The organism is Bradyrhizobium sp. RDI18 (genome assembly GCF_043203335.1).
In the GTDB taxonomy this organism is placed as follows: Bacteria; Pseudomonadota; Alphaproteobacteria; order Rhizobiales; family Xanthobacteraceae; genus Bradyrhizobium; species Bradyrhizobium retamae.
Genome location: NZ_JBICRN010000008.1, coordinates 1,673,942 through 1,692,845, shown reverse-complemented (window position 1 = coordinate 1,692,845; position 18,904 = coordinate 1,673,942). Strand labels below are relative to the sequence as shown.

Here is an 18,904-nt window from a genome sequence, read left to right as displayed (position 1 = left end):
CATGAGATTGATCCTTTTGGGACCGCCGGGGTCGGGGAAGGGTACCCAGGCACAGCGGCTGGTGCAGCGCTATGGGATTGTGCAGCTCTCGACCGGCGAGATGCTGCGCGCGGCTGTGGCCGCCGAGACGCCGGTCGGGTTGAAGGCCAAGGACCTCATGGCAAACGGCCAGCTTGTGCCTGATGACGTCGTAGTCGGAATCATTTCTGACAGGATCGATCAACCGGACGCGGCCAAAGGCTTCGTCCTCGATGGGTTCCCGCGCACGGTGCCGCAGGCTGAGGCGCTGGATGAGCTCTTAAAGAAAAAGCATCTCAGGCTCGACGCGGTGGTCGAACTGCGCGTCAATGAGAGCGCGCTGCTACAGCGCGTCGAAACCCGCGTCGCCGAGATGCTGGCGCGCGGCGAGGAGGTGCGTGTTGACGACACGCCGGAAGTGCTGGCCAAACGGCTCGCTGCCTACCGGTCGCAGACCGAGCCGCTGATTCACTACTATTCCGAGCGGCGGAAGCTCGCGACGGTCGACGGGATGATGACCATCGAGCAGGTAACCCGGGAGGTTAACCGGATCCTCTCCGCTGTCGGCGCGCTGGAACCCAAGGTGGCGACGGCCCGGAAGGCCAAGGCACGGAAGACCGCCAGGCCGGCAGCCAAAAAGGTCGCCAAAACCTCCAAGAAGGCCGTCAAAACGGCGCGTAAGGCCGCCAAATCGGCCTCCAGAGGGGCCAAAACGGCTGGCAACAAGAAGGCTGCTCGGAAGGCCGTTTCGGCGGCCAGAGGGCGAGGGGGCGCAAGCGCCCAAAAGACCGTCCGGAAAGCGGCCAAAAAAGTCACGAAAAAGCGAGCTAAGCGATAGAGGCGGTTGACGAAACCGAGTTGAATCCTTTAATAAGCCCCGCATCCAAGTCGGATAGTTTTTTGACGATGCCGGGCCCCGAAAGAGATGAGGGGAGGGCGTCGTGTTCGCGTTTGCGGACACCTGCCCGAGTTAGCAAGAACATAGCCCGATCCATGAGGGATCGGCGACAGGAGAGAAGTCCGTGGCCCGTATTGCCGGCGTGAATATCCCGACCAACAAGCGCGTTCTGATCGCGCTCCAGTACATCCATGGCATCGGCCAGAAGAACGCGTCCGAGATCATGGAGAAGGTCAAGATCCCGGCTGATCGTCGCGTCAGCCAGTTGAGCGACCAGGAAGTCCTGCAGATCCGCGAAGTCATCGACCGCGACTATCTCGTCGAAGGCGACCTTCGCCGCGAGACCGGCATCAACATCAAGCGTCTGATGGACCTCGGCTGCTATCGCGGCCTGCGTCATCGCCGCGGCCTTCCGGTGCGCGGTCAACGCACCCACACCAATGCGCGCACGCGCAAGGGCCCGGCCAAATCGATCGCCGGCAAGAAGAAGTAATTCGGCAAATTGCGAATAGGGAATGGCGAACAGAAATCTATTCGCTGCTCGCTATCAGCCACTCGCGTTTTTAGGTGTAGCCGCTGGCAGTACGGCGGCGTTTGAGATCACAGGAAGGTTTTAAGGTAATGGGCAAGGAAGCCACCCGCGTCCGCCGTCGCGAACGCAAGAACATCGCCTCCGGCATCGCGCACGTGAATTCGTCCTTCAACAACACGACCATCACCATCACCGACGCGCAGGGCAATACCATTGCCTGGTCCTCGGCCGGCACGATGGGTTTCAAGGGCTCGCGCAAGTCGACCCCCTACGCCGCGCAGGTCGCGGCTGAAGACGTTTCCAAGAAGGCGCAGGAACACGGCATGCGCACGCTGGAAGTGGAAGTTGCCGGCCCCGGTTCGGGCCGCGAATCGGCGCTTCGCGCGCTGCAGGCCGCGGGCTTCACCGTCACGTCTATCCGCGACGTGACGACGATCCCGCACAATGGTTGCCGTCCGCGCAAGCGCCGGCGCGTTTGATATCTGGTCGCGGGCGGTTGTGCCGCTCGCGATTGCTTTTGGAATTTTCCGCGGACTGATCCGCGATCTCCAACGCCAGTGATCTGAAGGCGGATCGACTGGCCGGTCTATTGACCCGAAGGGGTGACAAAGTGACGATCCAGAAAAATTGGCAAGAACTTATTCGACCGAACAAGCTGCAGGTAACGCCGGGCGGCGATGCGACCCGGTTTGCGACCGTCGTCGCCGAGCCGCTCGAGCGCGGTTTCGGCCAGACGCTCGGTAACGCGCTGCGCCGCATCCTGTTGTCGTCGCTGCAGGGCGCCGCCGTGCAGTCGGTGCACATCGACGGCGTGCTGCACGAGTTCTCCTCGATCGCGGGCGTTCGCGAGGACGTCACCGACATCGTGCTCAACATCAAGGACATCTCGATCAAGATGCAGGGCGAAGGCCCCAAGCGCATGGTCGTGAAGAAGTCGGGTCCGGGCGTCGTCACCGCCGGTGACATCCAGACCGTCGGCGACATCGTAGTGCTCAATCCCGAGCTGCAGATCTGCACGCTGGACGAGGGCGCTGAAATCCGCATGGAGTTCACGGTCGCCGCCGGCAAGGGCTACGTCGCCGCCGAGCGCAACCGGCCCGAGGATGCGCCGATCGGCCTGATCCCGGTCGACAGCCTGTTCTCGCCCGTGCGCAAGGTCTCCTACAAGGTCGAGAACACCCGCGAGGGCCAGATCCTCGACTACGACAAGCTGACCATGACGATCGAGACCAACGGCGCGATCTCGCCGGAGGACGCGGTGGCCTATGCCGCGCGCATCCTGCAGGATCAGCTCAACGTGTTCGTGAACTTCGAAGAGCCGCGCAAGGAAGTCGCGCAGGAGATCATCCCCGATCTCGCCTTCAACCCGGCGTTCCTCAAGAAGGTCGACGAGCTCGAGCTGTCCGTGCGTTCGGCAAACTGCCTGAAGAACGACAACATCGTCTATATCGGCGATCTCGTGCAGAAGTCGGAGGCGGAAATGCTCCGCACCCCGAACTTCGGCCGCAAGTCGCTGAACGAGATCAAGGAAGTGCTGGCCCAGATGGGTCTGCATCTCGGCATGGAAGTGCCGGGCTGGCCGCCGGAGAACATCGACGAACTCGCCAAGCGCTTCGAGGATCACTACTGAGCGAATAGGAGTGGCGAACAGCGAATAGGGGAGAAACTATTCGCTATTTGCTATTCGCTACTCGCCACACTGGGGCGAACGCAGGCAGCCCACCTGAGCAACAAGTCCGACGAACCGTCGCGACGAAGACAAATCAAGGAATACATCAATGCGTCACGGCAAGGTTCATCGTAAGCTCAACCGCACCGCCGAGCATCGCCGCGCGATGTTCGCCAACATGTGCGCCGCGCTGATCAAGCACGAGCAGATCGTCACCACGCTGCCGAAGGCCAAGGAACTGCGCCCGATCGTCGAGAAGCTCGTTACCCTCGGCAAGAAGGGTGGGCTGGCCATGCGCCGCCAGGCGATCTCCGAGATGCGCGACGTCGATCAGGTCAAGAAGCTGTTCGACACGCTGGCGCCTCGCTACAAGGACCGCCAGGGCGGCTATACCCGCATCATCAAGGCCGGTTTCCGCTACGGCGACAACGCCCCGATGGCCGTGATCGAATTCGTCGACCGCGACGTCGACGCCAAGGGCCAGGATTCTGGTCCGGTGGAGGAGAAGTCCGCCGAAGCGGCGTAACTCTTCCAAATCGAAGGTTTCAAAAGCGGCGCCAAAAGCGCCGCTTTTTTGTTGCCCGGCGCGCCCGCGCCCGCGGCCGGCGCGTGACTTCACAGGAACGTCTCGGGCCGCCAAACGTTTGACATCCATGAGTAGGGCGTTCGTCAAGGACACAGAGGACGTCGAAGGTCTGCCTGACCGGCCAATCTCCGATCTTCCGAATGACGTGACGGCTGAAGGTCTCAGCCGGATCGAGCAGGCATTGGCTGCGGCCGAGGCGGCCCAGGCTGCGGCGCAATCCGCCGGCGATCGCGCGGCGCTGGCCAGCGCTCGCCGTGACTTCCGCTATTGGAATGCTCGCCGCGCCACGGCAAGGGTGGCCCCCGAGCCATCAGACAATTCCGTCGTGCGCTTCGGTCACACCGTCACCATCGTGCGCGAGGACGACCGGCGACAGACGTTCCGGATCGTCGGCGAAGACGAGGCCGAACCTGCGCACGGCACGATCTCGCACGGCTCACCGCTGGCGCGCGCGCTGTTCGGCAAGGGTGTCGGCGACGTCGTCGCCATCGCCGGAGGCGAAGCGGAGATCGTCGAAATCCGGTGATGCGCAGACACCGCGCGCGAGGTGAATGATGTCAGCCTACGCTATTTCCGAAGTCGAGATGCGCGATGCCGCCGACTTCGAGAGCTATCGCAGCATCGCGGCCAAGACGATTGCAAAGTATGGCGGCCGCTACCTCGTGCGCGGCGGCCCTGCAAGTTTGATCGAGGGTAGCCCGCCACCGAAAACCATCATCGTCGTGGAATTTCCGACAATGGAACGTTTGCGCGAGTGGTACGTCTCGCCGGAATACGACGAGGCACTCAAGCTGCGGCAGACCGCGCTGGATCGTCGTCTGATTTTCGTCCAGGGCGTCGCGCCGGTTTAGCCAGCAACGATGTGGAAGCGGTCGTTCAGGCGGAACAAGGGCGCGCAGAAACCGTTTTTCCTGATGCCGCGCTGATGCGGCTTGAGGAGGACCCCGATGAAGAAGCTGCTTACTTTGGCGGCGGCAGCGTCGCTGGTTGCGACCATGGCCAACGCCCAAACCACGGTCATCACTCCCGACACGACCACCGGAACTGCGGGCGCCACGATTCGGATCGAGCCGGAATATCGCACGAAGATCAAGAGCTACGTGACTGAGCGCAAGCTCCGTCCGGTGGAAACACGGGAAAAGATCGTGGTGGGTGCCAGGGTGCCGACCGAGGTCGAACTCGAGGCAGTGCCTTCGGATTGGGGCCCGTCGGTGACCAAGTATCGCTATGTCTACTCGGACAATCGCGTGATGCTGGTCGACCCTGCCACGCGTACGGTGGTGCATGAGATCGACTGAGGTGTTCTCGTCGCTCCATGCAAAAAAGGGCCGCCATGTCTGGCGGCCCTTTTTCATTTTGCTGATCACCAGCGACGCCAGTAGCCGCCGTAATACCGCGGACCATAGAATCGCGGACCGCCATAGTAGGCGAACGCCGGGCGAACCACACGACGGTACCGAACAACGGGATAATAAGGCTCGCTGTAATAGCCGCCATAGTAGGCCGGCGCATAACCGCCGTAATACCCACCGTAATACGGGTAGCCGCCATAATATCCGTAACCCGGACCATAGGCGTAGGCGCTCGAAGCCAGTCCGCCGATCACCGCGCCCGCGATCAGTCCGCCAGCCACGGCCGGGAAAAATCCCCCACCGCGCCAGTGGGCCTCTGCCGGCGACGGCGCCGTTACCGCGGTCAAGCCCAAGACCGCCGCTGCGGCCAAGGCCAAAGGTGCTTTCCTCATGGATTACTCCTTTCCGTAATTCAGACGCCCAATACTTTACATTCGAGCGAAGTTCGCTCTTTCGCAAAAACAGACACTTACTAAACACATTCGAGTGAAGTTCGTTGCCCAAGTGCCGGCCTCCAGACCGCTCTGGCGTCAGATTTAACTTTGATGAACGAGCGTTCAGGTGACGGCTTCGAATGGAGCCGGATCAGTCGAAATCCAGAAAACCTGGCCGGCTGGAAATCGGAGGCTGTCGGCGCAGCCAGGCGAGGTCAGGGACGGGACGGGCCGTCTCCAGATTGGCCTCAAGCAGCGCCTCGATCTCGCGGGCCACTGAAAGCGTCGCGAGGTCGCCGCCTCGCGGGCCGATGATCTGAATGCCGAACGGCAATCCGGTGCCGTCGCGGCCGGCCGGTATCGCCACCGCCGGGTGTCCGGCATTGGTCACGGCATAGGCCAGCGCCAGCCAGTGGAAATAGCTTTTGGTCGGCGTGCCATCGATGTTGGCGGGGTAGAGCTCCGACCACGGCCGCGGGCTGATCGTGACCGTCGGCGCAATGACAAAATCATGCTCGCCGAAAAATGTCTGCCAGCTCCGATAAAGCGCGGTCTGCAGCGAGAGCGCGCGCGCCACGTCGAGGGCGGAATAGCCGAGCCCCTCGGCCACGTTGTCGCTGACATTGGGACCCACCTTGTCCGGATATTTTTCGGCAAGCTCTCGGTGCCGGCCCAAAAATGCGACGGCGCGCAAGATCCGGAACACCTCGTCGGCATGGCTGCAATCAGGATGGGTCCATGCGACGCGGCGGAATGCCGATCCGAATGTCGCGAGCTTCGTTTTGAACGTCTCGGCGATGACGCGTTCCGTCGGCGCAAACCCGAAATCGCAGGTCGCCGCGATGCGCAAGCTGGCGAGATCGGTCCGTGGCGGATCGCGATAGGTCTCGCGCACGGGCGTTCCGCCGGCGTGAAGGATGGCCGACAACGGATCGCGCGCGTCGCGATCGAGCATGCAGGAAAGCATCAGGCACGCGTCCGATACGTTTCTCGCCATCGGCCCGAGTTGCGAGATCTGCAGCCAGGCCATGTTGCGGCTGTTGCTGGCGATCAACCCGGGGAGGGGCGGAATCCGACGACACCGCAAAAGGCGGCGGGGTTCCTGACCGAGCCGCCGGTGTCCGAACCGGTCGCCAGCGGCACCATGCCGGTTGCAAGCGCTACCGCCGATCCGCCGGACGAGCCGGCGGCTGAGCGCTCGGGATCGAAGGGATTGCCGGTGGCGCCATGAAGCGCATTGCGGGTGTTGCCGCCCGCGCCCCATTCGGGGACGTTGGTCTTGCCGATGACGATGGCGCCGGCGCGCTTGAGCATCGCGACGATCGCCTCATCCTCGGCCGCGATATTGTCCGCGAACAGCATGCTGCCAAAACTCGTCGGCAGCCCCTTGGCGTCGATCAGATCCTTGACCCCGAGCGGGAGCCCGTGCAGCGGCCCGAGCGCATCGCCGCGCATCACGGCAGCCTCGCTTTCCCGCGCAGCCGCGCGCGCCGTATCGAACGAGCGCGCGATGATCGCATTGACGGCCGGATCGATTTCCTCGATGCGGCGGATGCAACTGTCCATGAGTTCGACCGGCGAAAGCTTGCGTTCGCCGATCAGCGCCCGGGCCTTCACCGCGGGCAGATCGCACGGCTCGGTCATGTCGGCATTACTCTTCCTTGATGCCGCCCTTGCGGGCCAGTTCCTTCATCTCGGCCGTTTCCTTGGCGATGAAACCCGGCCAGTCCGGATAGCGCTTGAAGCCGGCTTCGTACCCGACCTTCTTAAGGCGTTCGATCACCGAAGGACTTGCGATCGCCTCTTCCAGCGCCGAGGCCAGCCGGTCGCGTATGGCCGGAGGGATTCCTTGGGCGCGACCACGGTACCCCAGGAGACGAGGTCGATATTGGGATAACCGAGTTCGGCGAGAGTCGGAACGTCGGGAAGGAACGGCGAGCGCTTGGCGGAGAACACCGCCAGCGGGCGAACCGTGCCGGCTTCGAGTTGCGGCCTGATCGCGATCACGGTGTCCACGTGGTACTCGATGTGCTTGCCGATCAGGTCGTTCATCGCCGGCGCACTGCCCTTGTAGGGCAGGTGCAGCATCTTGATGCCGGCGCTCGACTTGAACAGTTCGCCGGCGAAATGCGAAATGGTGGCTACGCCGAAGGACGCCAGCGACAGCTTGTCGGGATTGGCCTTCGCCGCCGCGACAAGCGCCGCAACGTCCTTGATCGGGCTGTCGCGATGCGTGACCAGCACCATGGTCAGGGTACCGGTCTGGGCGATCGGCTCGAAATCCCTGCCGCTATCGTACGGCACGTTCTCCTTCACGGCGTGCTGCAGGGTGAAGGTCGAATTCGAACTGGTGAGCAGGGTGTAACCGTCGGGTGCCGCCTTGGCGACCTCTTTGGCGGCGATCGTCGTGCCGCCACCGGGGCGATTGAGCACGATCACGGGCTTGCCCAGACGCGTCTCGAGCTCGCCGGCAATGATGCGCCCGACGACGTCGCCAGCTCCGCCCGCTGGATAGGGCACAATCAACTGCAGCGATTTTTCGGGGTAACTGCCTTGTGCCGTTGCGATCGACGCGCAGCCCACCACGCAGGACGACGCCAGCGCGGCCGCCAGAAACATTCGTATCATGTCGAACAGGTCTCCTGTCTCCCGTGTTCCCCGGCAATTCGCGCCGGGGCTTTCGGCGACAGCCATCCCGGATCGATAGAACAGGCTCCCTTGAATCGACCTCCAGATCAACCCCGTTGTTGGGCCGCTACCAGCCCTCCAGCACGATCTTGCCGCGCGACTTGCCGCTCTCTAGCAGCGCATGCGCGCGCTTCAGATTGGCCGCGTTGATGGTGCCAAAAGTCTGGTCCAGCGTGGTGCGCAGCACGCCCTTGTCGAGGAGGTCGGAGACGTCGTTCAGGAGGTGGTGCTGGGCGATCATGTCAGACGTCTGGAATGACGAGCGCGTGAACATCGATTCCCAGTGGATCGAAACCGCCTTGCCCTTGAAGGCGGAGACGGTGAATTCCGGGGGATCGTCGATCAGGCCGAACTTGCCTTGCGGCGCGATGAAATCCGCGATCGCCTTGTAGTGCTGGTCGGTGAAGGTGAGGCTCGCGACCAGCGCGACCGGCGGCACTTTCAACTTTTCGATCTGCTCCTTCATCGGCTGGGCATGATCGATCACCGCATGCGCGCCGAGATCGCGGCACCATTTTTGCGACTCCGGACGCGTGGCGGTAGCGACCACCGTCAACCCGGTGAGGCGGCGCGCGAGCTGGGTCAGGATCGAGCCGACGCCGCCGGCGCCGCCGGTGATCAGCAACGTGCGCGGATCTAGGCTCTTGCCCGGCGCGGCGCCGAGCCGATCGAACAGCAATTCCCAGGCGGTGATCGAGGTCAGCGGCAGTGCCGCGGCCTGCGCGAACGACAGCGATTTCGGCTTGCGGCCGACGATCCGCTCGTCGACCAGGTGAAATTCCGCGTTCGTCCCCTGGCGCAGGATCGAGCCCGCGTAAAACACTTCGTCACCTGCCTTGAACAGCGTCACGTCCGGGCCGACGGCATCGACGATGCCGGCTGCGTCGTAGCCCAGGATTTTCGTTTCGCCCTCGGGCGGTGCGGCGCGCTTGCGGACCTTGTAATCGACCGGGTTGGCCGAGATCGCCTTGACGGCGACGCGGATGTCGCGGCCCGTCGGTTCCGGCTTGGCGGCCTCAAAATCAATCAGCGCATTCGCGTCCTCGATGGGGAGCGATTTTTTGTATCCGACGGCCTTCATGTCCGTGCCTCCTCCGTGTTTGACAGATTGATTGCCTAACTGTCGCTCTAGCATCCGCTTGGCAAGTACTGTAAATTTGGGGAACTAGTCCCTGTTTGGATACTATTGGGGAAACTCCAGGAAAAACTCATGAAACGGCGGAATTTTGCCCGTCGGCCGGGCTGCGCAGTTGAAGCGACGCTCGATTTGATCGATGGCAAGTGGAAAGGCGTGATCCTGTTTCACCTGCAGGCCGGCACCCAGCGCTTCGGGGAGTTGCGGCGGCGGATGCCGGGGATTACCCAGCGCATGCTGACCAAGCAGCTTCGCGCGCTCGAGGACGATAAGCTCGTGATCCGCAAGGTCTATGCCGAGGTGCCGCCGCGGGTCGAATACTCGCTGTCGGAGATCGGCGAGAGCCTGCGGCCGGTGATCGAGACGCTCAGGGCATGGGGCGAGGGCCATCAGGAAAGGCTATCCTATGCGCCGGCCTCCGACACCGCGAAAGTGCCCGATCGCGCGGCCTGACCGGCAGTATGTGTACCGCCTTATCTTCTCTCGTTGCTGCCTCGCATCTATATCTGGGGCCATCAATTTTGGGATTCTTGCATGACGTTGACGATCCGCTCTTTCGCCTTGCTGCTGGTTTCCGCAGTGGTTGCAACGCCGGCGCTGGCGCAGGATCGGCGCGTGCCAACCTCGGGCGCCGAGTTGCGGTTGTCGTACGCGCCGATCGTGCAGCGCGCGCAGCCGGCAGTCGTGAACGTCTATGCCGCCAAGACGATACAGAATCGCAACCCGCTGCTGGATGACCCGATCTTCCGCCGCTTCTTCGGCGTGCCTGGAATGCAGCCCGAACAGATGCAGCGCTCGCTGGGATCGGGCGTGATGGTCGATGCCTCGGGGCTCGTGGTCACCAACAACCACGTCATCGAGGGCGCCGATCAGGTCAAGATTTCGCTCGCCGACAAGCGCGAGTTCGAGGCCGAGATCGTGCTGAAGGACAGCCGCACGGATCTGGCCGTGCTGCGCGTGAAGGACGGACGAGAGAAATTTGCGACGCTGGACTTTGCCAATTCCGATGAATTGCTGGTCGGCGACGTCGTGCTCGCGATCGGCAATCCTTTCGGCGTCGGCCAGACCGTGACCCACGGCATCGTCTCGGCGCTGGCCCGCACCAAGGTCGGCGTGACCGATTACCAGTTCTTCATCCAGACCGATGCCGCGATCAATCCCGGCAATTCCGGCGGCGCGCTGGTCGACATGACCGGCAAGCTGGTCGGCATCAACACCGCAATCTTCTCGCGCTCCGGCGGCTCGCAGGGCATCGGCTTTGCGATCCCCACAAACATGGTGCGCGTGGTCGTGGCCTCCGCCAAGAGCGGCGGCAAGGCCGTCAAGCGGCCGTGGCTGGGTGCGAAACTGCAGGCGGTGACGCCTGAAATTGCCGAGACGCTGGGGCTGAAACTGCCGAACGGCGCCCTGGTCGCCAATGTCACACCAAACAGTCCGGCCGCACGCGCCGGTCTGAAGCCGTCTGATCTGATCGTCGCCATCGAAGGGCAGCCAATCGACGAACCCAACGCGTTCGATTACCGCTTCGCCACAAGGCAACTCGGGGGCGCCGCACAGATCGACGTGCAGCGTGGCGGAAAGACCGTCAAGGTCACGGTGCCGCTGGAGACCGCCCCCGACACCAACCGCGATGAAATCGTGCTCACTGCGCGCTCGCCGTTCCAGGGCGCCAAGGTCGCCAATATTTCGCCGGCGGTTGCCGACGAGCTGCATCTGGATTCCCAGGCCGAGGGCGTCGTCGTGATCGATCTCGCCGATGGTGGTACTGCCGCAAGCGTCGGCTTCCAGAAAGGCGACATCATCCTTGCGGTCAACAATCAGAAAATCGGCAAGACCAGCGACCTCGACAAGGCTTCGAAAACCTCGTCCAGGCTCTGGCGCATCGTCGTGGTGCGCGGCGGCCAGCAGATCAACGTGACGCTCGGCGGATGAGCCCGAAGAAACCCCGTGAGGCGACCAATCTCTTTGCCGCGGCAGGGATGGAGGAGGATGCGCCGCGTCCGCTTCCCGACCGGCTGCGCCCGCGCTCGCTTGCCGATGTCGTCGGACAGGATCACATTCTCGGTCCCGATGGCGCGCTGACGCGGATGCTGGAGACGCGCACGCTCGGCTCGCTGGTGTTCTGGGGACCGCCGGGCACCGGCAAGACCACGGTGGCGCGGCTGCTGGCGGATGCCACTGAACTGCATTTCGAGCAGATTTCGGCAGTGTTTTCCGGCGTCGCCGATTTGAAGAAGGTCTTCGACGCCGCGCGCGCCCGTCGCGAAATGGGCAAGGGCACGCTGTTGTTCGTCGACGAGGTGCATCGCTTCAACCGCGCGCAGCAGGATTCCTTTCTACCTGTCATGGAAGACGGCACCGTGGTGCTGGTCGGCGCCACCACGGAAAACCCGTCATTCGAGCTCAACGCCGCGCTGTTGTCGCGCGCGCGCGTGCTGGTGTTTCATTCGCTCGATGCTGCCGCGATCGAAAAGCTCTTTGCGCATGCCGAGAGGGTCGAGGGACGAAAATTGCCGCTCGATGCCGAGGCGCGCGCCGTGCTGGTGCGGATGGCCGACGGCGACGGCCGTGCGGCGCTGACATTGGTCGAAGAGGTCTGGCGCGCCGCGCGCAGGGACGAAATCTTCAACGCCGCCCAGTTGCAGGAGATCCTGCAACGCCGCGCGCCGATCTACGACAAGTCGGCTGATGGCCATTACAACCTGATCTCGGCCCTGCATAAGTCCGTGCGCGGCTCGGACCCCGACGCCGCGCTGTATTACCTCGCGCGCATGCTGGACGCCGGCGAGGACCCGCTATTCCTGGCGCGGCGCGTCGTGCGCATGGCGGTGGAGGATATCGGCCTTGCCGATCCGCAGGCGCTGGTGATCTGCAATGCTGCCAAGGACGCCTTCGATTTTCTTGGGTCTCCTGAGGGCGAACTCGCGATTGCGCAGGCCGTGATCTATCTCGCCACCGCGCCGAAATCGAATGCCGCCTACAAGGCCTTCGGCGCGGCGACGCGCACGGCGAAAGAGGGCGGCTCGCTGCTGCCGCCAAAACATATTCTCAATTCGCCGACAAAATTGATGAAGTCGGAAGGCTACGGCTCCGGCTACGAATACGATCACGACGCGCCGGACGCGTTCTCCGGGCAGGACTACTTTCCGGAAGCTCTGGGGCGGCAGACGTTTTACGATCCACCCGATCGCGGCTTCGAGCGCGAGATTCGCAAGCGGCTGGACTACTGGGCCAAGCTGCGTAAGGAACGGGACAAGCGCGAATGAACAGTTTTGAGAACTTTCTGAGGCAGGCCATTCGGGCCGTCGCATGTGTGGTGATGCTGGCGTCGCCGCTTGCTGCCGCGGCTGACAGCGTCGAGGTGGCGCCAGGCGTGCAGGTGATGAAGCGAAGCTATACAGCGCCGACCAACGAGCAGCCGTTTTTCGGATTTGCAGTCAAGAATTCGGAAGAGAAGGCCGCGGACGAGAAGTTTGTAAGCGCCATCATCGGGGCGACAGGCTCTCGCGAAAAAGCCTTCGACGAAATAACCCTGCGTGGTTGGAGGGCCGTGAATACCGGCAAGATACGTGAGGCCGCGTTACGGTTTAACCAGGCGTTTCTCATTTCGCCGGAGCAGAGCGCCGTCTATCACGGCCTCGCGGTGGTCGCGCAATTTCGCTTCAATGATCTCGATGCCGCCGATGAGCTGTTCAGGATCGCGCTCAAACAGCCCAATCCGGTGAAGGCGCTCAGGGCCGACTATGGCCGCATGTTGCTGATCGCAAAACGCCCGCGCGATGCGCAGCCGATGCTGGAGCAGGCGGTCAAGGATGCGCCGGATTTCGGCGACGCCTGGACCAATCTCGCCATCGCGCGCTTCCAGAACGGTGACGCGGCTGCCTGCGCGGCAGCGGATGAAGCCGCCAGGAAGCGTCCGTCCAACAACTCCGGTGCCGACCTGACCGCGGTGAGAAACGCTGCGCAGTGCAAGTAGCGCCGGTGGTCTTCCGCGTCAGCCCGACCTTACTTCGTAGACTCGAATGCTCGAAATGAAAGGGTTGCCTTGCGCCATCTTCTCGGCGTCGTCGAGACTTGCCGCGTTGACGATTGTGAAGCCGGTGATGGAGTCGGGTCCGAGCGGAAGGTCCTTCGTTCCGCCTTTCGAGATTTCGCGACCATTGCCGAAGCCGCCCATGTCCACGGTATGCGGCTTGGTTGCCTCGAACCATTTGCCCCAGGCGGCCATGATTTCCGGGGTAGGTTTCACAAACCCGTAGTGCAACAGCACGAATTTCTTCATACTCGACTCCTTTTCATCGATCGGGGCAATTGCTTTTTCTTTGGAGACGTCGCCTTCGGCGCGATTGCCTCGGCATAGTGCAGCGAAAGATCGATCCAGGATGCGCGCTTGTCCGCGTCGGCCAGTAGCTCCTCTGGCAACCGAACATATTCACGCATCGGCCGGCCCTTCATCGGCTCGAAGATCCGTTCGCCAAATTCGGCGCTAAACCGGGCGCGATCCTGCTCCGAGAGCCGCATGACGAAATCGTTCTGGTGCAGCCCAATAAACAGATTTCCGTTGGCAAAGGCCGCCGGGTAGCCGAACATCTTGCGGCGGGAGATATTTGCGCCTGGCGGAACCGACTTGTCGAACAGGTCGATCAGCGACTGTGGTGATTTCGTCCAGGCCACCGGCCCCTCCGTCAGATTGCAGCGGGCGTTATGCGCCGGCGTTCCGCCAGGTCGAACAGAAGGGGAAGCTTGCGGACGAGGGCCATCGAGCCGCTCACGCTGGCGCGCTTCGCATCGATCGCGTCCTGCAGGGACACGCTCGTTCCGACAATCTGGAGCACCGCGTCGAACGGAGCTTCCAGCGTCCCCTTGCAATCGGTGATGCCCCTCTCAATCGCCGTCCCGAAGCCGCCGCCCGCGACGGTGAAGCCTGCCGATTTCTTGCCATGGGTGACCGTAAGGCCGATCCTGATTTCCGGCACGGGTGAACGCTTCGCAATGGCATCCAGGCCCAGCAGCACCCAATCCGGCTCGAACGTGTCGCCGGGCACCGGTGGGAACAGGAAGCGGCCGCCCCAGCGGATCAACTCCCGGATCGCGGGCTGAACTTCCCGGCCGATCTCGGTCAATTCGTATACCTGCGCATTGGCCGGCGGCGGCAAGGCGGTTCGCCGTACGACGTTGCACTCGATCAGGGCGGTGAGGCGCGTTGTCAGCAAGGTGGGGCTCATGCCGTCAAGATGATCCAGGAGATCGCCAAATCGCTTCGGCCCAAGAAGAAGCTCGCGGATGATCAGGAGAGTCCAACGCTCGCCGATGATCTCCGCCGCGCGGGCGAGTGCGCAGAATTGCGGATAGTGAAGATTGCTCATGCCTTCGAGCTTGTTTCCTCCGCATCATATCGGTAGGCGAGGGCGATCAACGGCCCCACGACTGCGAATTGCAGGATCGTGAACGCGGTTTCGAGCAGCACGTAGTCCGGCACGGAAACCATCACATTCTTGGCTGCGACCGCGAGCGTGGTGAACGACCACGACAGCAGGCCTGCGCCAAGACCGTACAGCAGCCCGTTCTTCAGAAACGAGCCGCTACGTTGTGCAAATACGCGCGGGAACAGCCACGAGAACATCGCGCCCTGGATGATCATCGAACCCAGTCCGAACGCGATTACCGGCTCGTCGCGGTAGATCTGGAGCGCGTGGTAATTCTGCTCGAACAGGACGAGGCGCCAGATATAGGCGATCGGAAACGAGGGAAGCAGGTAGGCGGCAAAGCCAAGCCAAAAGCCGCGGGCGCCGGCTGGACGGGCAACGTAAGATGCTGCTGGCATCGGAACAGCTCCACCGTACTACATTTTTTATAGTACATGCTATAAAATCTGGAGTCAAATAGTCGTGGGGCGGCAGCGTCGCCGTGCGGCGTTCCGGGCGCGAGGCCGCAATGCCCCTGAACTCTGTCGCTATTTCCCTGTCCTCACGAAGTCCAGGATCTGATCGGTCAGCCGGGTGTCGGCGGTGTTGATCGAATACACCTCCGACATGTGGCTGTGCTGCGGCAGGAGGAAAGTGCGTGCGCATCCGGCGGCGCGTTTGCAGCTTGCATCTTTCGCGAGATCGAATTGCAGCACGAAGCCTTCCGGGTCCAGTTCGGCGGCGGCCATCATCAGCGGGATATCCGTTGTTGCCAAACCGGACAGCGAGGATCGTTCGGCGTAGCGCGTGGGATCGGCGCCGAAGTAGGCGCGCCCGGTATCGGCGAGCGGTGTCGCGGTCAGGTCGTAAACTCCCGAGAGCATGATCGCGCCGGCCAGGCCGCCACCCTTCACCTTGTGGAATTTGGGATGCGCGACATAGTTTGCGATGTGTACCGCGCCGGCGGAATGTCCCATCAGGTAGATGCGCGCCGGATTGCCGCCACGCTCGCCGACCTTGTCGGCGATCCACTTGACCGCGGTGGCGATATCCTCGGTGCCCGCCGGCCAGGGTGCCAGCGGCGCGAGCCGATAGGTTACGTTGACGCCGACGAAGCCGTTCCTTGCCGCCCATAGCATGATGTTGTCGTAGAATGGGCTGGTCGGTGTGGTCCGCTTGTTGCCGCCGACGAAGGCGCCGCCATGGACAAAGATCAGCACCGGCCGGGCTGATGTCACGTTATCCGGTGCGAAGATATCGAGCAGGTTGCGATCGGCAGGACCGTATTTAACGTCCCGGTCGATCTTGACGCCCTGATACGGCTCTTTTTCCTGCAGCGGCGCGTAGAGCTCCACCGTCTTGGGTGGGTCGATGACGCGGCCGAGTTCCAGGAGCTTCCAGGCCAGATCTTCCGGCATCTGTGCCCACGCCGTGCTTGCGATCATTGCCGCCAGAACGGCCAAAGCCGATCTTGATAATTTCATCCGGCCTGCCCCACGTTTCTTGGTTGTTTGGCCTAACATGGCCGATCAGGCGCCTGATTTGTACTGAATTCGCCGTGACGATTCGCTGCTTTTGCGCTACTCAACCGCTCAACTTTCGGAGCCGCAGCCATCATGAGCCGACGCGTCAAGAGACCTCTCCGCCCGGCGGGCGATCGCCCGAAGGGCGCGCGGCCCTATCGGGGCTCGTCAGCCGAGCGGCCGCCGGCACATCGCCCGGGCGGAAAGCCAGGGGCGCGGCTTTCGGCTTCGCCGCCGCGTGCAGCGAAGCCCGTTGCGCCCGAGCCGGAAAAGGTCGCAGCCGAGCTACCGCTGCCGACGAAAGTTCAAACCGTCGTCGTCACGGCGGACGAAAACAACATGCGCGTCGACCGCTTCCTCGAGGCGCGCTTTCCCGGCCTGTCGTTCTCCCACATCCAGCGCATCGTCCGGAAGGGCGAGCTGCGCGTCAACGGCAAGCGCGCCGACAGCAAGGACCGGCTCGAAGAGGGCCAGACCGTTCGCATTCCGCCGCTGCGACTCGATGCGCCGAAGGGAACGGGTCCGCTCTCGGAAGCCGCGACCAAGACGCTGCAGGCCCTGAAGGAGATGACGCTTTACGAAGACGCCGACGTCGTGGTGCTGAACAAGCCGGCGGGGCTGGCGGTGCAAGGCGGCTCCGGCATCACGCGCAATGTCGACCAGATGCTGGAGGTGATGCGCGACGCCAAGGGGCAGAAGCCGCGGCTGGTCCATCGGCTCGACAGGGAGACGTCGGGCTGTCTGCTGGTCGCCAAAACGCGCTTTGCCGCCACCGCACTGACCGGCTCGTTCCGCCACCGCTCCGCGCGCAAGATTTACTGGGCGCTGGTGGCGGGCGTGCCGAAGCCGAAGCAGGGCCGCATCTCGACCTATCTCGCCAAGGAGGAGAGCGAGGAGGACAGCATCATGCGGGTCGCAAAACATGGCGACGAGGGCGCGAGCCACGCGGTGACGTATTACGCGGTGGTCGAGACCTCGGCGCAGAAACTCGCCTGGGTGTCGCTGAAGCCGGTCACCGGGCGAACCCACCAGTTGCGCGCCCACATGGCGCATATCGATCACGCCATTGTCGGCGATCCCAAATATTTCAACAAGGAGAACTGGGATCTGCCGGGTGGCCTGCAGAATCGGCTCCATCTTCTGGCGCGGCGGCTCGTGATCCCGCATCCGCGCGGCGGCGTGATCGACGTCAGCGCGCCGCTGCCGCCGCACATGCTGCAATCCTGGAATCTGCTCGGGCTGGAGCACGACCGGTTCGATCCGATCGAGAACGCACCGGAAGAGTAGCAGGCACGCAACGCACCGGCTGGCGCAATAACTGTCAAACGCAAAAACGCGCTGATTTGATATTGTGCGATCCGGACGGTCCTGACATCAGGCCGTCAGGTGCAGGGGGATCGCGCATGAACGGAAATCTGGTCCGGCTCGCGTTTTGCTTTTTCGCTGTGATAGGAGCGTACGGCGCACCTGGTTCTGCCCGTGCGCAGATGCTCGCGCTCGTCGGCGGCAGTGTCTACGCTTCGCCCGACGCTGCGCCGCTTGCCGACGCCGTGATTCTCACCGCCAATGGCGCCATCGCCGCGGTCGGAACCCGCAGCGAGGTGCAAATTCCCTCCGATGCGCGCGTCATCGATTGCACCGGCAAGATCGTGGTCGCCGGTTTCTGGAACAGCCATGTCCATTTCACGCAAGCCGTATGGAGGAATGCGGGCTCCGTTCCCGCCGCGCCATTGGTAGAGCATATGCGCGAGATGCTGACGCGCTGGGGTTTTACGACCATCTGGGATATCGGTTCGGACGGAAGAGATACGCTCGCGCTGCGCCGCCGGGTTAACTCCGGCGAGGTGCCGGGCCCGGATATTTATACGGCTGGCAGCATCTTTCCCAGGGACGGCCATCCCGCCTATCTCCCGGCTGAGATGAAACTACCCATGGCTTCGACGCCCGAGGAGGCCGCGCAATGGGCAAGTACCTTTATGGGCTTCGGTCTCGACGGCGTGAAACTGTTCACCGGCTCCTTCAAGGGCACCGGCAAGCCGGTCGTGAACATGGACCCCGGCATCGCCAAGGCAGCCGTTGATGTCGCGCATGCTGCGGGCAAGCCGGTGTTTGCCCATCCGCAAAACATGGCGGGCGTCGACGCCGTCATCGCGGCTGGCGTCGATATCATGGCGCACACGGTGCCCGGCGAGCCGCTCTATTCGCCCGAGCAGCTCGCGCGATTCAAGCAGCAGCGCATTGCCCTGGTTCCGACGCTGTCGCTGTTTGCAAAGCTTCCCGTTGCGCCCGATATCGCTGCGCGCCTCGTCGCAACGACCGTCGCTCAAGTCAAGGCGTTCTCCGACAATGGCGGTCCAGTCCTGTTCGGCACCGATGTCGGCTTCACCACCTATTACGATACCACGCTCGAATACGAGCTGATGCATCGCGCGCTGTCCGCGCGCCAGATCATGGCGTCGCTGACGACCAATCCGGCGCAATATTTCAAGGCGGCGAAGAAAGGGCGGGTCGAGAAGGGATTCGACGCCGATCTCGTGGTGCTTGACGGCGACCCGCTCGCCGACGTCACCAATCTCGCCAAGGTCGCCTACACGATCCGGGCGGGAAAGGTGATCTATCAGAAGTGAGCTGACCAGGCCTTCGTCATTTCCGGGCTCGCACTAC

Annotated in this window: 25 protein-coding genes; 14 read left to right on the top strand and 11 right to left on the bottom strand. The window is 63.0% G+C overall.

The features are described from left to right. The first annotated feature begins 1 nt into the window (after position 1). From ACFXS9_RS17180 to ACFXS9_RS17145, 8 genes are all read left to right on the top strand, one after another. Entirely contained in the window at positions 2-856 is an 855-nt protein-coding gene (locus ACFXS9_RS17180) for an adenylate kinase (protein WP_392690567.1), read from the top strand. A gap of 184 nt (positions 857-1,040) precedes the next feature. Continuing rightward, positions 1,041-1,409 (top strand): 30S ribosomal protein S13, encoded by a 369-nt coding sequence (gene rpsM / locus ACFXS9_RS17175; RefSeq protein WP_028349038.1) that lies wholly within the window; start codon positions 1,041-1,043, stop codon positions 1,407-1,409. A gap of 128 nt (positions 1,410-1,537) precedes the next feature. Then, positions 1,538-1,927, top strand: a complete 390-nt coding sequence (gene rpsK, locus ACFXS9_RS17170) for a 30S ribosomal protein S11 (protein ID WP_006021048.1) — start codon at positions 1,538-1,540, stop codon at positions 1,925-1,927. Positions 1,928-2,037: 110 nt separating this feature from the next. Next, positions 2,038-3,078 (top strand): DNA-directed RNA polymerase subunit alpha, encoded by a 1,041-nt coding sequence (locus ACFXS9_RS17165; protein WP_176722005.1) that lies wholly within the window; start codon positions 2,038-2,040, stop codon positions 3,076-3,078. Between the two features lie 148 nt (positions 3,079-3,226). Further along, a complete protein-coding gene (rplQ, locus tag ACFXS9_RS17160) occupies positions 3,227-3,643 on the top strand; it encodes a 50S ribosomal protein L17 (RefSeq protein ID WP_028349036.1) in 417 nt (138 codons plus the stop codon). A gap of 127 nt (positions 3,644-3,770) precedes the next feature. Then, positions 3,771-4,229, top strand: coding sequence for a transcription elongation factor GreA (gene greA / locus ACFXS9_RS17155; protein ID WP_334374600.1), 459 nt, complete (start codon positions 3,771-3,773; stop codon positions 4,227-4,229). A 28-nt stretch (positions 4,230-4,257) separates the two neighbouring features. After that, positions 4,258-4,554, top strand: coding sequence for a DUF1330 domain-containing protein (locus ACFXS9_RS17150; protein WP_392699831.1), 297 nt, complete (start codon positions 4,258-4,260; stop codon positions 4,552-4,554). 96 nt (positions 4,555-4,650) lie between these two features. Then, positions 4,651-5,001: a DUF1236 domain-containing protein gene (locus tag ACFXS9_RS17145; RefSeq protein WP_392690562.1), complete on the top strand. Its 351-nt coding sequence runs from the start codon at positions 4,651-4,653 to the stop codon at positions 4,999-5,001. Positions 5,002-5,066: 65 nt separating this feature from the next. Here the strand turns inward: ACFXS9_RS17145 and ACFXS9_RS17140 are convergent, their stop codons facing one another. The 6 genes from ACFXS9_RS17140 to ACFXS9_RS17115 form a co-directional block, all read right to left on the bottom strand. Continuing rightward, the gene (locus ACFXS9_RS17140) at positions 5,067-5,447 is read right to left on the bottom strand and encodes a hypothetical protein (RefSeq protein WP_392690560.1); all 381 of its coding nucleotides are present in this window, start codon (positions 5,445-5,447) and stop codon (positions 5,067-5,069) included. A 193-nt stretch (positions 5,448-5,640) separates the two neighbouring features. Beyond that, positions 5,641-6,543: an amidase family protein gene (locus ACFXS9_RS17135; RefSeq protein WP_392690558.1), complete on the bottom strand. Its 903-nt coding sequence runs from the start codon at positions 6,541-6,543 to the stop codon at positions 5,641-5,643. Then, the gene (locus tag ACFXS9_RS17130) at positions 6,540-7,133 is read right to left on the bottom strand and encodes an amidase (RefSeq protein ID WP_392690556.1); all 594 of its coding nucleotides are present in this window, start codon (positions 7,131-7,133) and stop codon (positions 6,540-6,542) included. Before ACFXS9_RS17130 ends, ACFXS9_RS17135 begins: the two co-directional genes overlap by 4 nt. A gap of 7 nt (positions 7,134-7,140) precedes the next feature. Further along, positions 7,141-7,272, bottom strand: coding sequence for a hypothetical protein (locus tag ACFXS9_RS17125; RefSeq protein WP_392690554.1), 132 nt, complete (start codon positions 7,270-7,272; stop codon positions 7,141-7,143). Next, a complete protein-coding gene (locus tag ACFXS9_RS17120; RefSeq protein ID WP_392690552.1) occupies positions 7,269-8,117 on the bottom strand; it encodes a Bug family tripartite tricarboxylate transporter substrate binding protein in 849 nt (282 codons plus the stop codon). Before ACFXS9_RS17120 ends, ACFXS9_RS17125 begins: the two co-directional genes overlap by 4 nt. A gap of 127 nt (positions 8,118-8,244) precedes the next feature. After that, positions 8,245-9,258 carry a zinc-binding alcohol dehydrogenase family protein gene (locus ACFXS9_RS17115; RefSeq protein ID WP_392690550.1) on the bottom strand — a complete coding sequence of 338 codons (1,014 nt, stop codon included), beginning with the start codon at positions 9,256-9,258 and terminating at the stop codon, positions 8,245-8,247. Positions 9,259-9,387: 129 nt separating this feature from the next. Here ACFXS9_RS17115 and ACFXS9_RS17110 point away from each other — a divergent pair, with 129 nt between their 5' ends. The 4 genes from ACFXS9_RS17110 to ACFXS9_RS17095 all read left to right on the top strand — a co-directional run bounded on the left by ACFXS9_RS17110 (position 9,388) and on the right by ACFXS9_RS17095 (position 13,288). After that, the gene (locus tag ACFXS9_RS17110; protein ID WP_392690548.1) at positions 9,388-9,765 is read left to right on the top strand and encodes a winged helix-turn-helix transcriptional regulator; all 378 of its coding nucleotides are present in this window, start codon (positions 9,388-9,390) and stop codon (positions 9,763-9,765) included. Between the two features lie 81 nt (positions 9,766-9,846). Further along, a complete protein-coding gene (locus ACFXS9_RS17105; RefSeq protein WP_392690546.1) occupies positions 9,847-11,244 on the top strand; it encodes a DegQ family serine endoprotease in 1,398 nt (465 codons plus the stop codon). Beyond that, entirely contained in the window at positions 11,241-12,578 is a 1,338-nt protein-coding gene (locus ACFXS9_RS17100) for a replication-associated recombination protein A (RefSeq protein WP_334414743.1), read from the top strand. Before ACFXS9_RS17105 ends, ACFXS9_RS17100 begins: the two co-directional genes overlap by 4 nt. After that, complete coding sequence (locus ACFXS9_RS17095) at positions 12,575-13,288, top strand: tetratricopeptide repeat protein (RefSeq protein ID WP_392690544.1); 714 nt, start codon at positions 12,575-12,577, stop codon at positions 13,286-13,288. Before ACFXS9_RS17100 ends, ACFXS9_RS17095 begins: the two co-directional genes overlap by 4 nt. An 18-nt stretch (positions 13,289-13,306) precedes the next feature. Here the strand turns inward: ACFXS9_RS17095 and ACFXS9_RS17090 are convergent, their stop codons facing one another. The 5 genes from ACFXS9_RS17090 to ACFXS9_RS17070 form a co-directional block, all read right to left on the bottom strand. Further along, positions 13,307-13,594 (bottom strand): hypothetical protein, encoded by a 288-nt coding sequence (locus ACFXS9_RS17090; RefSeq protein WP_392690542.1) that lies wholly within the window; start codon positions 13,592-13,594, stop codon positions 13,307-13,309. Then, on the bottom strand, positions 13,591-13,986 hold the full coding sequence (locus ACFXS9_RS17085; protein ID WP_392690540.1) for a TfoX/Sxy family protein: 396 nt from the start codon (positions 13,984-13,986) through the stop codon (positions 13,591-13,593). The genes ACFXS9_RS17090 and ACFXS9_RS17085 overlap by 4 nt, the downstream gene beginning before the upstream one ends. A gap of 11 nt (positions 13,987-13,997) precedes the next feature. Further along, entirely contained in the window at positions 13,998-14,678 is a 681-nt protein-coding gene (locus ACFXS9_RS17080) for a winged helix-turn-helix transcriptional regulator (RefSeq protein WP_392690538.1), read from the bottom strand. Next, the gene (locus tag ACFXS9_RS17075; RefSeq protein ID WP_392690536.1) at positions 14,675-15,136 is read right to left on the bottom strand and encodes a hypothetical protein; all 462 of its coding nucleotides are present in this window, start codon (positions 15,134-15,136) and stop codon (positions 14,675-14,677) included. The genes ACFXS9_RS17080 and ACFXS9_RS17075 overlap by 4 nt, the downstream gene beginning before the upstream one ends. A gap of 129 nt (positions 15,137-15,265) precedes the next feature. Next, positions 15,266-16,201, bottom strand: coding sequence for an alpha/beta hydrolase (locus ACFXS9_RS17070; protein WP_392690534.1), 936 nt, complete (start codon positions 16,199-16,201; stop codon positions 15,266-15,268). Positions 16,202-16,333: 132 nt separating this feature from the next. Here ACFXS9_RS17070 and ACFXS9_RS17065 point away from each other — a divergent pair, with 132 nt between their 5' ends. After that, positions 16,334-17,527 (top strand): RluA family pseudouridine synthase, encoded by a 1,194-nt coding sequence (locus ACFXS9_RS17065; RefSeq protein ID WP_392690532.1) that lies wholly within the window; start codon positions 16,334-16,336, stop codon positions 17,525-17,527. Positions 17,528-17,727: 200 nt separating this feature from the next. Continuing rightward, on the top strand, positions 17,728-18,867 hold the full coding sequence (locus ACFXS9_RS17060) for an amidohydrolase family protein (protein WP_392690530.1): 1,140 nt from the start codon (positions 17,728-17,730) through the stop codon (positions 18,865-18,867). Positions 18,868-18,904 lie beyond the last annotated feature (37 nt).

What these genes read in the sequence shown, in the direction of transcription:
- ACFXS9_RS17060 (WP_392690530.1), top strand. Translation starts at nt 17,728, where the DNA reads ATGCTCGCGCTCGTCGGCGGCAGTGTCTACGCTTCGCCCGACGCTGCG.
- ACFXS9_RS17100 (WP_334414743.1), top strand. Translation starts at nt 11,241, where the DNA reads ATGAGCCCGAAGAAACCCCGTGAGGCGACCAATCTCTTTGCCGCGGCA.
- ACFXS9_RS17065 (WP_392690532.1), top strand. Translation starts at nt 16,334, where the DNA reads ATGAGCCGACGCGTCAAGAGACCTCTCCGCCCGGCGGGCGATCGCCCG.
- ACFXS9_RS17075 (WP_392690536.1), bottom strand. Translation starts at nt 15,136, where the DNA reads ATGCCAGCAGCATCTTACGTTGCCCGTCCAGCCGGCGCCCGCGGCTTT.
- ACFXS9_RS17110 (WP_392690548.1), top strand. Translation starts at nt 9,388, where the DNA reads ATGAAACGGCGGAATTTTGCCCGTCGGCCGGGCTGCGCAGTTGAAGCG.
- ACFXS9_RS17105 (WP_392690546.1), top strand. Translation starts at nt 9,847, where the DNA reads ATGACGTTGACGATCCGCTCTTTCGCCTTGCTGCTGGTTTCCGCAGTG.
- ACFXS9_RS17095 (WP_392690544.1), top strand. Translation starts at nt 12,575, where the DNA reads ATGAACAGTTTTGAGAACTTTCTGAGGCAGGCCATTCGGGCCGTCGCA.
- ACFXS9_RS17115 (WP_392690550.1), bottom strand. Translation starts at nt 9,258, where the DNA reads ATGAAGGCCGTCGGATACAAAAAATCGCTCCCCATCGAGGACGCGAAT.
- ACFXS9_RS17130 (WP_392690556.1), bottom strand. Translation starts at nt 7,133, where the DNA reads ATGACCGAGCCGTGCGATCTGCCCGCGGTGAAGGCCCGGGCGCTGATC.
- ACFXS9_RS17080 (WP_392690538.1), bottom strand. Translation starts at nt 14,678, where the DNA reads ATGAGCAATCTTCACTATCCGCAATTCTGCGCACTCGCCCGCGCGGCG.
- ACFXS9_RS17070 (WP_392690534.1), bottom strand. Translation starts at nt 16,201, where the DNA reads ATGAAATTATCAAGATCGGCTTTGGCCGTTCTGGCGGCAATGATCGCA.
- rpsK (WP_006021048.1), top strand. Translation starts at nt 1,538, where the DNA reads ATGGGCAAGGAAGCCACCCGCGTCCGCCGTCGCGAACGCAAGAACATC.
- ACFXS9_RS17120 (WP_392690552.1), bottom strand. Translation starts at nt 8,117, where the DNA reads ATGATACGAATGTTTCTGGCGGCCGCGCTGGCGTCGTCCTGCGTGGTG.
- ACFXS9_RS17140 (WP_392690560.1), bottom strand. Translation starts at nt 5,447, where the DNA reads ATGAGGAAAGCACCTTTGGCCTTGGCCGCAGCGGCGGTCTTGGGCTTG.
- ACFXS9_RS17090 (WP_392690542.1), bottom strand. Translation starts at nt 13,594, where the DNA reads ATGAAGAAATTCGTGCTGTTGCACTACGGGTTTGTGAAACCTACCCCG.
- greA (WP_334374600.1), top strand. Translation starts at nt 3,771, where the DNA reads ATGAGTAGGGCGTTCGTCAAGGACACAGAGGACGTCGAAGGTCTGCCT.
- ACFXS9_RS17145 (WP_392690562.1), top strand. Translation starts at nt 4,651, where the DNA reads ATGAAGAAGCTGCTTACTTTGGCGGCGGCAGCGTCGCTGGTTGCGACC.
- rplQ (WP_028349036.1), top strand. Translation starts at nt 3,227, where the DNA reads ATGCGTCACGGCAAGGTTCATCGTAAGCTCAACCGCACCGCCGAGCAT.
- ACFXS9_RS17150 (WP_392699831.1), top strand. Translation starts at nt 4,258, where the DNA reads ATGTCAGCCTACGCTATTTCCGAAGTCGAGATGCGCGATGCCGCCGAC.
- ACFXS9_RS17180 (WP_392690567.1), top strand. Translation starts at nt 2, where the DNA reads ATGAGATTGATCCTTTTGGGACCGCCGGGGTCGGGGAAGGGTACCCAG.